7 protein-coding genes and 1 pseudogene are annotated in these 12,597 nt (G+C 74.5%); 4 read left to right on the plus strand and 4 right to left on the minus strand.

Features of this window, described 5'->3' with window-relative positions:
* The first annotated feature begins 147 nt into the window (after positions 1 to 147).
* On the plus strand, positions 148 to 4,740 hold the full coding sequence (locus tag ACIP4Y_RS21440; RefSeq protein WP_401395706.1) for a hypothetical protein: 4,593 nt from the start codon (positions 148 to 150) through the stop codon (positions 4,738 to 4,740).
* A gap of 60 nt (positions 4,741 to 4,800) precedes the next feature.
* Here the strand turns inward: ACIP4Y_RS21440 and ACIP4Y_RS21445 are convergent, their stop codons facing one another.
* A complete protein-coding gene (locus ACIP4Y_RS21445; RefSeq protein WP_401395709.1) occupies positions 4,801 to 6,165 on the minus strand; it encodes an FAD-dependent oxidoreductase in 1,365 nt (454 codons plus the stop codon).
* 187 nt (positions 6,166 to 6,352) lie between these two features.
* Between ACIP4Y_RS21445 and ACIP4Y_RS21450 the strand changes: the two are divergent.
* Positions 6,353 to 6,487: pseudogene (locus ACIP4Y_RS21450) on the plus strand (cinnamyl alcohol dehydrogenase); the annotation flags it as partial.
* 46 nt (positions 6,488 to 6,533) lie between these two features.
* On the opposite strand, the gene ACIP4Y_RS21455 reads toward ACIP4Y_RS21450, so the two are convergent.
* Positions 6,534 to 8,042, minus strand: a complete 1,509-nt coding sequence (locus ACIP4Y_RS21455; RefSeq protein WP_401395712.1) for an NlpC/P60 family protein — start codon at positions 8,040 to 8,042, stop codon at positions 6,534 to 6,536.
* Between the two features lie 362 nt (positions 8,043 to 8,404).
* On the opposite strand from ACIP4Y_RS21455, the gene ACIP4Y_RS21460 reads away from it, so the two are divergent.
* Together ACIP4Y_RS21460 and ACIP4Y_RS21465 are read left to right on the plus strand one after the other, a co-directional pair.
* A complete protein-coding gene (locus ACIP4Y_RS21460) occupies positions 8,405 to 10,393 on the plus strand; it encodes a DUF1996 domain-containing protein (protein ID WP_401396149.1) in 1,989 nt (662 codons plus the stop codon).
* A 78-nt stretch (positions 10,394 to 10,471) separates the two neighbouring features.
* Positions 10,472 to 11,104 (plus strand): GNAT family N-acetyltransferase, encoded by a 633-nt coding sequence (locus ACIP4Y_RS21465; protein WP_401395715.1) that lies wholly within the window; start codon positions 10,472 to 10,474, stop codon positions 11,102 to 11,104.
* 21 nt (positions 11,105 to 11,125) lie between these two features.
* Here ACIP4Y_RS21465 and ACIP4Y_RS21470 read toward each other — a convergent pair whose 3' ends face one another.
* Complete coding sequence (locus tag ACIP4Y_RS21470) at positions 11,126 to 11,839, minus strand: lipoprotein (RefSeq protein ID WP_401395718.1); 714 nt, start codon at positions 11,837 to 11,839, stop codon at positions 11,126 to 11,128.
* 85 nt (positions 11,840 to 11,924) lie between these two features.
* Complete coding sequence (locus ACIP4Y_RS21475; RefSeq protein WP_401395721.1) at positions 11,925 to 12,566, minus strand: class I SAM-dependent methyltransferase; 642 nt, start codon at positions 12,564 to 12,566, stop codon at positions 11,925 to 11,927.
* Between the last annotated feature and the right edge of the window lie 31 nt (positions 12,567 to 12,597).

The following is a 12,597-nucleotide window of genomic DNA, read 5'->3' on the forward strand; positions in this document are numbered from 1 at the left end:
CTAACAGGGCCGTCCCCGAGGCGGCTTGGGGGTTTTCGCGGTACGGCCCCGGAGGCGGCCCCGAATGTCCACAGGGCCCGGGCGGCCGGCTGCTGCGGTTGTCCACAGGCCCGCACGGCTGTCGTAGCCCCGTGCCAAGATCGCCGCATGCTCACTCACGACCTGCTGCCCGCGGAACCCCACCGGTCCATGACCTATGCGCTCTGGGTCAGGTCCCACGACCCGGGCGCCGAGCACGCCGCCGTCGCCCTGCTCGGCGAGGTGTCGACGGCCGTGTCGTCCGCGTATCCCAGGATGGGGCGCTGCCTGGAGCGGCTGCGGCGGTCGGCGAGCGGGCTGCCGCCCGCGCATCTGCCCTGGTTCTGGGACACGGTGGCGCACCGCCTGCTGGGATATCCCGGCGGAGCCGCGGCCAAGGCGTACACCCTGGCCCGCAAGGCGGAACAGGAGCACGCGCTGCCCGTCGACCCGGGCTGGCGGCGGGCCGGCGCACGGCTCCTCGCGGCGCACGGGGCGTTGCCGGTCAAGGAGCTGAGTGCGCATCAGCGGTGGCTGGCCGGGCAGCTGGCGCCCGCCCAGGCGCACGAGGAGTACGTGCGCGTGCTGACCGCCTGGGCGGCCTCGCCCGGGGACCTCCCCGCCGACCTCGCCCGCCGGATCGGGGCGTCCGCGCGGGCCGCCGGCCTCGGCACCGACGAGGACGCCCGCGTGCTGGGACAGGTCCTCGGCGCCGCCCGCGGCAAGGCGGTCCCGGACGCCCTGCTGGAGGCCGCCGCAGGGCCGCTCGGCGAGCATCCCCAAGGCACCACGGTGCAGGCCGCGTTGCTCGACCTGTTCCCGGACTCCCGCAAGGACGCGGCCGCTTGGCTGCGGCTGCTGCTGCGCGGCGGCATCGTGGACGCGGCGGCGGCCGGGCACCTGGCCCCGGAGGGCGGCCTGGCCGGCTGGCTCGGCCGGTACACGCGCACCTACCGGCACCGGAAGGTGGCGTACGGCGGCGTGGCGAGCCAGCCCATGCCCGCCGAACTCTTCGAGATCGTCGCCCGGTTCGCCCCGCGGCTCCGCGCCGCGGCCACCCCCGTGGTGATCCACGAGGACACGTACGGCTGGCCGGCCCTGGACGCCGACCTCCTGGACGCCTGTCTCGCCGAGGGCATCGCGGTGGCGGACCCCGGCGACGCCGTACGGCTGACGTTCTGGGCGGACCGGTCCCACCGCGACCTGAAGGCCCTGGCCGCCCACCCGGTGTTCGGCCGCCGCCTCGAAGGCACCGTGCACGAGGGGCTGCGCGGCGGCGGCACGGCGATCACCCGGCTGCCGGAGAACGCCGGCATCGCCGCCGAGGTGCACACCCGCATCGAGGGCCTGCTCGGCGAGCTGCGCGGCGGGGGGCTCGCCGCGGCCGACGAGGCGGTCACCGAACTGGCCGGCCTCCTCGACCGGCCCACCGCCGTCGCCCTGGACGGCATCGAGGAGGCGCTGGCCGCGCTGGACCTTACCGGCCCGCTGGCCCGCGCCCTGCGCGCCGGACTGCCCGAGGAACTGGGCTGGCCCGCCCTGGACGCGGCCCTCGACGCGTTCGACCCGGCCGACATCCTCCGCGTCACCTGCACCTGGCCCGTCCTCACCGTCTTCGGCGGCGACCGCGCCGTGGCCGTCGACCCCGCGGGCACCCGCGCGACCTGCGCCTTCCGGGTACCGGACGAGGCGACCTCGCACGCCGTCCACCACGTCGGCGGCCGGTTCCTCGTCAGCTGGCGCACCGGCGACCGCTACTCCGCCGCCGACCAGGCGTACTGGGCCGACCGGCCGCACGAGGTGTTCACCCCTCAGGAACAGTTCGGCCTGCGGCCGTACGGCGGACTGATCCAGGGCGGGTTCGGGTACCAGTTCGAGACCCCGGACCGCGACGGCCGGTTCGACGGGGAGCGGGTGCTGCGGCCCGGCGGGCGCGAGGGCATCGGCGGCCACGACTTCCAGATGAGCGACGGCCGGCGCTTCTACGGCGCCCAGGTGTTCCACACCCGCGGCAACTGGACGCCGTACGACCCCGTGACCGGGGCTCCGGCGGCCGACCGCACGCTGCCGGACTTCCACCGTGACCGGGAACTCCCGGACGGCATGGAGGAGTTCGAGGGCGGCCAGTACCTCGCGCTGCTCCCCGAGGACGCGCCGGCCTCCCCGTTCGGCCAGGACGGGCGGCTCGTCGGCTGCCGGGTCCTCAACCGCACGCCCTACCAGGGCCCCTCGCCCACCGAGTTCCGGCTGGAGTCGGTCGACGGCCGCACCGCCGGCTACCGCAGCCGCCGCTTCGGCCGCCACCCCTGGGGCATCCTCGCCCTCCCCGAGGGCGGCGAGGATGCCGTCACCGTCGGCGAGGCGACCGTCCGCTGCCACGCCGCCGCGGACAACTCGCTGCTCTGGCAGGTCCACGGCTTCGTCCCGGCCTCCGGACGCGACCGCGACCGTCCGCCCACCCTCGGTGAGCAGGCCGGCCCGGTGCCGCCGCCGGCGTTCTGGCACTTCCTCACCCCGCGCGACCCACGCTCCTCCGAGGCGCTGCGCACCGTCTGCGGCACGACCGTGCGCGCCCTGCTGGACGCCGCCCGCGGCACCGGGGACGACTCCGAACTGCGCGCCCGGGTCACCGGCCTGCTGCCCGAGGTCGGCGACGCCCGCGTGCGGGAGGGGGTGGTGCGCGCGGCCCGGCTCGCGGCCGACGTGCTGCGCCGCCGCGCGGAGCTGTCCCGGCGCGTGGGCATCATGCGCTCCGGCCCGGTGGTGACCCTCCCCGCCGACGTCCCCGACACCGCCCTCGTTCCCGCCCTGGCCGGCCTCCTGCCCGACCTGCACGCCTACGAGACCCACGCACCGGAGCGGCACTCCGGCACCCTCACCGCCCTCGCCGCCGACGGCCGCTTCCTGCGCGGCGAGATCGACGACGAGACCCGCGGCCTGGCCCCGCCCGCACGCCCCGCGGAGTGGCAGGTGCTGCTCGGCGGCATCGACGCCGTCGCCTGGCGGGCCGCCGTCGAGACCACGCCCGAGGCCGACCGGACCGCCCTGGACGCCCTGCTGCGGACCTGGAGCCGGCAGCCCTTCGCCGCACCCGGCGGCACCTGGCGCACCGGCCGCGCCCCGCAGGAGGAGCTGACCGCCGCCCCGGACACGGCGGCGGGCCCCGCACGCGGCGGACTCCGCCGCTTCGTCCAGCCGGCCACGGCCCCCGCCCCCGCCCGCACCGAGGAGGAGCGGACCGTCACGGTCACCCGGGACGACGGCGCACGCCTCACCCGCCTCCTGGAGCTGGTCGAACAGAACGGGCCGGTCCCGCTGACCCCGGAGGCCGTGGCCGTCTTCTCCTGGCGCACCGGCGTACGACGCCCCGTCGCCACCCTGGCCCTCGCCGGCCTCCCGCGCCGCGCCGGGCACGACGACCACGCCCGGATGCTGCGCTCCAGGCCTTACAAGGCGAACAAGGCCGCGGCGACGGAGTACGACGGCTTCTGGCACCGGCTCGGACCGGACGGCCGGCGCGCGCTGCTCGCCGCCGGACTGCCGGAGGACCCGGCCGACCTGTGGGGCCCGGACGGACCCGTCCGGGCCGCGGAGCGCATGGCGGCCGTCTGGGCCGAGCGGCTCGGCACGCGGCCCTACGTCGACGAGGAGCTGGCGGACGCCCTGGAGGCGGACCTGGGCCTGTCCGCCGACTGGGCGCGTGCCCTGTCCGCCGGCCGCCCGCCGGCCGAACCGGGCGGACCCGTCCTGGTCGGCAGCCGCACCGGCCGGCTTCTTCTGCACGAGGCCGGCCCGGACGGCACGGCCGGCGCGTGGATACGCCGGGACCGTGCCCCGCACACCGAGACGCTGTCCGTGATCGCCTGGGCCCTGACCGAGCGGCCGGTCGGCGACCCCGCCGCCGAGGGGGCGCTGAAACTGTACGAGCACCTGCGGGCGTGGTGCGCCGCCCCGGACACGCTGGTCGAGCTGCTGTCGTATCCGGCCCTGGCCCGGGCCGCCGCAGGGGATCCGGCCTTCCGGCCCTACGCGGGCACCGTGATCCCGTGTTCGGAGCCGTTCCTGGACACCGTCACGGAAACGCCCACGGCACTGGAGGACGGGACGCTCGTCGTCGTGGTCCCCGGCGGGCAGGTCTTCCTGCGGACGGCGGCCCTCACCGAGCCGGAGCGCGTGGCGCGGGCGCTGGACCTGTGCGACCGGCTGGAGCTGCCCCGGCTCCGGGAGGAGGTCACGGGGATGCGGGCGCTGCTGGACGGACTGGCCCGGACGGCGGCCCGTGCTGGTGCAACACCGGTGCCTGCGGGGGGTTACGAGGCCGATCCCGCGCTGAGCGTCCCCGGCCTGGTAGCGGAGGTCGCGCAGCGGCTCGGTGTCGGGACGGACGCCGCCGCGCTCCACCTCCAGCTGCATGCCCTCGCCCGGCCCACCGACCGCAACGTGCGCCGCTGGAACGGCTGGACGGCCGCCCGGCACAAGGCGGCGCAGGCGGAGCTGGTGGCGGCCGGGGCGGTGCAGACCGGCCGGCGGGCGCGGGCCGGGCGCACGGCCTTCACCCACGACACCTGGGAGACCCTGGACGCACCCCATCTGCCCGTGGAGAGCGGCAAGCTGCGCACGCACGGCGCGGTCCGGGCGGGCAAGGCGGTCTACGGCCCCTTCACCCGGCTGCTGTCACCGGTGCCGCTGCACGAGCTGTTCGCCCGGGCGGCGCAGGCCTGAACTGCGGCGGGGGCCGGCGCACCCGGCGCCGGCCCCCTGGGGCCCGGGGGAGGCGGGAGCTCAGGCGCCGCTCTCCCGCAGCATGTCCTCACGCTCGACGATCTTCACGCGGTCGCGGCCCTGCGGCTCGCCCAGGGCGCGCTCGGCGGCGTCCAGCTTGTACCAGCCCTCCCAGGTGGTGAAGCGGACGTTCCGCTCGGCGAGGAAGGCGTCCACGGCCTCCGGCTCCGGCGAGGCGGGGGTGTGCAGACGGCCGCCCGCGTAGTCGTCCAGCAGGTTGGCCACGGTCTCGTTGGCGTCGCCCTTGGTGTGCCCGATCAGGCCGATGGGGCCGCGCCGGATCCAGCCGGTGACGTAGGTGGACTGCAGGTGGGTGCCGCCCTCCTCGATCACCCGGCCGCCCTCGTCCGGGACGGTGCCGGAGTCGAGGTCCCAGGGCAGCTTGGGCAGCTTCTCGGAGAGGTAGCCGACCGCGCGGTAGACGGCGGTGACGTCCCAGTCCTTGTACTCGCCGGTGCCCTTGACGTTGCCGGTGCCGTCCAGGGCGGTGCGCTCGGTGCGCAGGCCGACGACCTTGCCGTCCTCGCCGAGGATCTCGGCCGGCGACTCGAAGAAGTGCAGGAACAGCTTGTGCGGTCGGTTGCCGACGTCCCGGATCGCCCAGTTCTCGAGCGTCTTGGCGACCATGTCGGCCTGCTTGTTGCCGCGCCGGGTCTCGATCGAGCCCTCGTCGTAGTCGATGTCCTCGGGGTCGACGACGACCTCGATGTTCGGGGAGTGGTCCAGCTCGCGCAGCTCCATCGGGCTGAACTTCGCCTGCGCCGGGCCGCGGCGGCCGAAGACGTGGATCTCCACGGCCTTGTTGGCCTTCAGACCGTCGTAGACGTTCGGCGGGATCTCGGTCGGCAGCAGCTCGTCGGCGGTCTTGGCGAGGATGCGGGCGACGTCCAGGGCGACGTTGCCGACACCCAGCACGGCGACCTTCTCGGCTTCCAGCGGCCAGGTGCGCGGCACGTCGGGGTGGCCGTCGTACCAGGAGACGAAGTCGGCGGCGCCGTAGGAACCGTCCAGGTCGATGCCGGGTATGGACAGCTCGCGGTCGGCCATCGCGCCGGTGGAGAAGATCACCGCGTCGTAGAAGGCGCGCAGGTCGTCCAGATTGATGTCGGCCGGGTAGTCGACGTTGCCGAACAGGCGGATCTGCGGCTTGTCGAGCACCTGGTGCAGGGCGGTGATGATGCCCTTGATCCGCGGGTGGTCGGGCGCGACGCCGTACCGGATCAAGCCGAACGGTGCGGGCATTCGCTCGAAGAGATCGATGGACACACCGGGGTCGGCGGCCACCTCGGATTTGAGCAGGGCGTCGGCGGCGTAGATCCCGGCGGGGCCGGCTCCGACGATGGCTACCCGCAGGGGGCGCGGCATGATCAGGTTCCCTTCGAGGCGAATGGGTGACGTGATCACGAAGCCTAAACTAAGGCAGACCTAACTCGGTACGCGGGTCCGGTCTATGACCTCATAAGGTGATCTTATGCCTTGCCCAGTGGTGCCTTATGGCTGGGTAGTGCCGGGGCGGGGATTCGTTGGCTGCCTCCCTGGGCCGGCGCGGCGGAGGGAAGTGCGGCTGCCGCGCACCAGGCTCCCGCACTGGCCGGTACGCGTCCTGGGCCCCGCCTTCGGCCTCACCCAGGATTACGTCCGCAAGCACCTCGGCATCCGGTTCCGCGTCGACAGCAGCCGCAGCATCCGCGTACGAGAGCCGGCGCGCCCGGCGACGCCGGGGCTGACCCCGGTCAGGCCGGCCGGACGATCCGGTGGATCGCCGCCTCGCCGGCACCGTAGATCGACTCCTCGCGGATGGACGACCCCGGTCCCGGGGCGTGGACCATCATGCCGTCACCGACGTGCAGGCCCACGTGCCGGTCGTCGTCGAAGAAGAGGACGAGGTCACCGGGTTCGATACCGGCGAGCGCCACCGGGGTGCCGGCCAGCGCCTGCTCGTGCGCCGCGCGCGGCAGCGTGACACCGGCCGCCCGCCACGCCGCCTGGGTGAGGCTGGAGCAGTCGTACGAGCCCGGTCCCATCGCACCCCAGACGCAGGGCTTCCCGATCTGCTCCCGGGCGAACGCGATGGCCTTCGCGGCACGCAGGAGACGCGGCGACTCGGGGACGGGCGTGGGCAGGGGAAGCGGGAGCGAGCCGGTGGCAGGGGCAGGGGCAGGGGCAGGGGCAGGGGCAGCGGCAGCGGCGGGGAGGGCGTAGGACCCGGTGTCGGTGAGCGTGGTGAGGGAGCCGGTGTCGGTCAGGGGGTCGCCGGCGGCGGCAGGCTGAGTGCCCGCGGCCGGCGTCGCCGTGTCCGAAGACAGGCCCGGTGCCGTCCACTGCGGCTGCTGCCACTGTCCCGTCGCCTCGGCCACGGCGGGTTGCTGCGCCTCCTGGGTCCCGGGGGCCCAGGCGGGCTGGACGGTGATGCCGGGAAGGCTGGTTTGAACGGCGTGCAGGGACAGCAGGTCGCGCGCTCTGCCGAGTTTCCACCGGGCGCCGGACTTGGCGGCGGTGGGGGAGAGGCGGCCGGGCACGGCGGTACCGGGCAGCGTCCTGGGCAACTGGACCGCGGTCCCCGTCGCCACAGGGGTTGCCTGCACCGTGGCTCCCGGTGCGGTGGTCCCGGCGGCGACCGGCAGGACGGCGGACCCCGCCGCTCCGGGCGCACCCCAGCCGTCCGGTTCCGCCGTACCGGTGCCGGGCAACGCCACCGCGCGCCCCGGCAGTTCCAGACCCGTCGCTCCGGGCAGCGCGATCTGCCCGCTCTGCGGGGCCTGTGCGGGCCGGCTCGTCGGGTCCGCCGACGAGCCGGCCGGCAGCTCGGCCACCGCGCGGGGGCCTCGCTCAAGGGCCTCGGGCCGCTGGGCGGACGGCAGGGCCTGCCGCTCTCCGCTCGGGAGGGCGAGGGCCTCCCCGCCGGCGGGGAGCGCTCGGACCTCCCGCTCGTCTGCGGGCAGACCGCCCATCCGGTCCCACGAACGCCCGGGCGTCAGGGGGACGTCGGGGAGCCGGTCGGTGGGCAGTACGGCCGGGACGGTCGGGCCGAGCTTGGCGCGGGCCGCGTCGAACCACTGCCGGGCGACCTCGTCGAGTCCCGGATCCGGACGCCGGCCCGCCCGCTTGGCCAGCGGGACGCCACGGGACCGTGTGCGGGCGGCCATCGCCCGGGTCGCGTTGAAGTTACCGGTGGCGTTCTCCGCCTGGTCGTAGAGGGATGCGATCCGCTGCCGAACCTCGTCGCGGCTCTCCGGCGCCATGGAAGACGTGCTCCTTCCTTGCCCCACAGGGCAGTTGAGCGGCTCGCCGGGGCAGAGCCGGGCGGCGGCCTCGCGTCAACCTAGCCAACGTGTGTGCCTCATGTGAAGGTTGAGGTGTGAAATGTCCGATACATATTCGTGATGTTCGCTGTGACGTTCGACGGGGAAAGGACGGGAGCCATGGTTTCCTGTGAGATCCCGGTGAATTCGCGATTCTGTTGAACACGGTGGCTCCGGCCTCCGTATGAAGCCGGGGAACTCCATGCCCGACCGCTGCTCACACACAGGGGACGACCTTGGTACGCAACAGCCGCAGACGCCCGACCCGCGCACGACGCGCGACCCTCGCCGCGGTCGCCCTGATGCTGGGCGGCGCCGGGCTCGTCGCGGCGAACGTCTATGCCTCGGCCAGCGAGGGCTGGGGTGACGGTTCCGGTACGGACACCACCGGACACGTCCGGTCCGCGGGTATGGCGACCATCGACTGCCCCGACGTCGGCAGCCGGCTGACGGCCGTACCGGACGCGGCCCGCGCGGACGTCGACCGCGAACTCGCCCGGCTCGACCAGCAGACCGCGGCGGCCTACCGGCAACTCCAGCAGGCCGGCAGCCCGGACAGTAACTCCCTCGACGCCACGATCATGCAGCCGCTGAAGGAGCAGCGCTCGGTGTCCATCGGGCGGATCGCCGACGCCATCGACCGGGCGGGCGAGCGCCCGCAGGGCCTGGATTCCCTGGCCGCCTGCACCCTGCGCCCCGGCGACACCGGCCAGGCCACCGGCACGCCGGCCGACGACGGCCGACAGGGCGGCACCGACCAGGGCCAGAGCGGCACGGGTCAGGGCGGCGCGGGCCAGGGCGGCGCGGGCCAGGGCGGTAACGGACCCGTCGTCTCCGACTACGCGGACATCACCGCCGTACAGCCCGACGCGCCGGCCCCGCCGGCGCAGGCCGGCGCCTCGCGCGGCACCTTCACCTCCGACTGCGGGGTCAACGCGAACGGCCTGTTCAACTCCGACAACGTCATCGTCGCCCCCGGCGTCTCCAACGGCGCCCACCACTTCCACGATTACGTCGGCAACCAGGCGAACAACGCCTTCGCGAGCGACGAGGACCTGGCGCGGGCCGGCACCAGCTGTGCGGACCAGGGCGACAAGTCCTCGTACTACTGGCCGGTGCTGCGCCTGCAGAACGGCACCCAGGAGCGGGACGCCGGAGCGCCGGGCGGCGGTACGGAGGGCAACGCGGGACAGATCGTGACGCCCAAGCAGGTGACGCTGACCTTCGTCGGCAACCCGCGCGGCGAGGTCACCGCCATGCCGCGCCTGCTGCGCATCATCACCGGCGACGCCAAGGCCTTCGTCAACGGCCCCGGCAACGCCAACGCCTCCTGGAGCTGCACCGGTTACGAGGACCGGCAGTTGAAGGACAAGTACCCGTTGTGCCCGCCGGGCAGCGACGTCGTGCGCACCTTCCGGTTCCAGAGCTGCTGGGACGGCCGCAACATCGACAGCGCCAACCACCGCACCCACGTGGCCTTCACCGCCGTCGACGGCTCCTGCCCGGCGGGCTTCCGGCCCATTCCGCAGCTGGTCCAGCGCATCGTCTACGACGTCGACGCGCCGAGCCTCGCGGACGGCGGCCGGACGGTCCCGCTGTTCGCGGTGGACTCCTTCCCGGAGCAGCTGCACAAGCCCGTCACCGACCACGGCGACTTCATCAACGTCTTCGACGAGGACCTGATGCGCGAGATGGTCGACTGCATCAACGCGGGTCGGACCTGCGGCCCCTCGGGCGGCGACGACTCGGGCACGACGGCGAGTCCCACCGCGAGTCTTACCGCGGCTCCGACCTCCGCCGCCCCCGGTGACGGCTACACGGGGCAGCCTGGCGACGGCAGTGCCGAGCAGCCCGGTGACGGCGCGGCCGAGCAGCATGGTTCCGGTACCGCCGAGCAGCCCGGCGGGAGCGGCACCTCCGCGCCCGCGCCACCCGCGGCCTCCCAGCCCGCCGAAGCCCCGCGCCACGACGTGACGACCGCACCGGCCCGCACCGCCAAGCACGACACGGACGACAAGGCGGCACCGGCCGAGCCCGCCGAACCTCGCTCCACACCGGCGCGTTCGGTACCGGCCCGGCCGACGCCTCCCCCGTCCGCGCCCGCCTCCTCCGCTCCCGGACAGGTCACCGCGGCGGCCTACGCTCCGCCGTCGTCCGCGCAACCCGAACCCCAGGCCGCACAGGGCGGCTTGGCGGAGACGGGAGCCCATCTGTGGCCCGGGGCCATCGGCACGCTGCTCGCCCTGTCCGGCCTGTTCATGCTCCTGCGGGCCAGGCGCCTGCGCTACTGACGTCACGCACGAGGGGCCGCCGTACCGGTACGGCGGCCCCCTCTTGTGGGAGCGCTCCCAGGACAGCAGGATGCGGGTATGCCGAGCTTCTCCCGGACCGCCGTGATACGGCCCTACCGCCCCGCCGACCGCGACGCCGTGGTCGACGTCTGTGTCCGCACCGCGTACGAGGGAGGCGAATCCCGGGCGATCTACCCCGACCAGCGCCTCATGCCGTCGATCTTCGCCGAGCCGTACTGCCACTTCGACCCGGACCTCGCCTTCGTCCTGGACGACGGCACGGGCCGGGCCGTGGGGTACATCGTCGGCACCGCCGACACCGCGCGCTTCGTCGAGGACTTCCGGCGGGACTGGATCCCCCGGCTGTACGACCGCTATCCGGAGCCCGCCGGGCCGTCCCGCACGCCCACCGAAGAGATGATCCGGCTCCTGCACCACCCGGAACGGATGCTCGTCCCCGGACTCGCCGGCTACCCGGCCCATCTGCACATCGACCTGCTGCCGGCCTGGCAGGGGCGGGGGTACGGCCGCCGCCTGCTGCGCACCTTCCTGGACGCCCTGCACCAGCAGGGTGTCCGGGCGGTCCACCTCGGCATGGTCACCGCCAACACCGCGGCCCGCGCGTTCTACGACCGGGTCGGCTTCCACCGGATCCCGGTCGCGGACGCAGGCCCGCTCACCTATTTGGGCCGGTCCACGGCCCCGGACTGAGTCGGACGCGGGCGGCGGGCCTCAGCCCAGCTCGAGCGTCTGCTTGGCGAGTTCGTACGCGGGTCGCATCTCCTCGTGCTCCTGGGTGTCCATGCCGCCGAGGTGCAGGACGACCGGGCCGTCGGGCGTGCTGACCGCGAAGGCGCTCTCCTTCTTGGTCTCGTCCAGGAGCTTGCTCGTGTAGAGGTACTCCACCTCGACGGCGTCGACGCCGCCGCCGGTCTTGAAGGAGTGGTACTTCGCCTTGCTGACGTTGTCCTCGGCGGCGACGAACGCGCGCAGCACACCGGCCGCGTCCGCGCCCCCGGGCTTGCCGGTCCACACGCGCAGGAAGCCGATGTTGCCGGCCGGCTTGGCGTCGATCTCGCAGGCGGTGGTGACCGGTCCCTGGCGGAGGAAGGCGTCGGCGAGGGCCCCGCTGAGGTCGTCGTCCTCGCCCTTCGAGGCCTTGGACAGCTCCTTCTCGGCGTCGATGGACTTGGCCTTCCAGTGCTGGGCGAGGGCGAAGCTGACGGGCAGTTCGCAGGCCGAACCGGCCGCGCCGATCGTGCCGCCGCGCGCCGCCGCCGTACCCTTCGCCCCCGCGCCCCCGCCCGCCGCGCCCTTGGCGTCCGCCGACGCGCTCGTGGACTTCTTCCCGTCGCCGTCCGCCGACCCCGCGCAGCCGCCGAGCAGCGCGGCGAGCGCCGCCGCCACGACCACACGGCCTCCGACGGTCCCCACCCTGACCTGCACTGCTGCCTCCCCTTCGGTTCAGAGCCGTCACTGTAACCGAGGGCACCGACAACGCCGAACGGGAATGCGGCTCACCGTCCGCGGGTCACTGCGCCGCACGTCGGGCGAGGACGAACAGGTGCGGCTCGGGCGTGGCCTCGGGGTGGACCGGCGTGAACACCTCGTGCTCCTCGGAGAGCACCGTCAGGCCCGCCCCGGACACCAGCCCGGTGAACGCCTCGGCGGCGAAGCTCGTCACCCGCACCGGCTGCCCCATGAAGACACCCTCGACGTCCTCCACGTCCAGCGGCACGGTGGCCAGCACGACCAGTCCGCCGGGCCGCACCGCCCGGGCCAGCTTCGAAACCACCGCGGCCTGTTCGGCCCGGGTCATCTGGAGCAGCGAGAAGTAGGCGCACGCGGCGTCGAAGGAGGCCTCCGGCACCGGCGTCTCGCGGATGTCGCCGAGCCGGAACTCGGCCTCGGGCACCTGCCGGGCGGCCAGCTCGACCATGACCGGGGAGACGTCGATGCCCAGCACCCGGTGACCGGCCTCGGCCAGGGTCCGCGCGGTCGGCCGTCCCGTCCCGCTGCCCACGTCCAGCACCCTGCTGCCCGGCGCCAGCAGTTCCAGCAGCCGGCCGAGCGACGCCCGGTGCGGTGCGGAGCCGGCGAACGCCCGCTCGTACTCCGGGCCCAGCGCGTCGAACACCACGGCGGCCGGTGGCCGGCGGTCCTCCTCGGTCACCACGTCTCCTCCCGTCACCCCGGCGGCGCGC

The sequence above is a fragment of the Streptomyces sp. NPDC088810 genome, assembly GCF_044750305.1.
Taxonomy (GTDB): domain Bacteria; phylum Actinomycetota; class Actinomycetes; order Streptomycetales; family Streptomycetaceae; genus Streptomyces.

What these genes read in the sequence shown, in the direction of transcription:
- ACIP4Y_RS21440 (WP_401395706.1), top strand. Translation starts at nt 148, where the DNA reads ATGCTCACTCACGACCTGCTGCCCGCGGAACCCCACCGGTCCATGACC.
- ACIP4Y_RS21445 (WP_401395709.1), bottom strand. Translation starts at nt 6,165, where the DNA reads ATGCCGCGCCCCCTGCGGGTAGCCATCGTCGGAGCCGGCCCCGCCGGG.
- ACIP4Y_RS21455 (WP_401395712.1), bottom strand. Translation starts at nt 8,042, where the DNA reads ATGGCGCCGGAGAGCCGCGACGAGGTTCGGCAGCGGATCGCATCCCTC.
- ACIP4Y_RS21460 (WP_401396149.1), top strand. Translation starts at nt 8,405, where the DNA reads ATGCTGGGCGGCGCCGGGCTCGTCGCGGCGAACGTCTATGCCTCGGCC.
- ACIP4Y_RS21465 (WP_401395715.1), top strand. Translation starts at nt 10,472, where the DNA reads ATGCCGAGCTTCTCCCGGACCGCCGTGATACGGCCCTACCGCCCCGCC.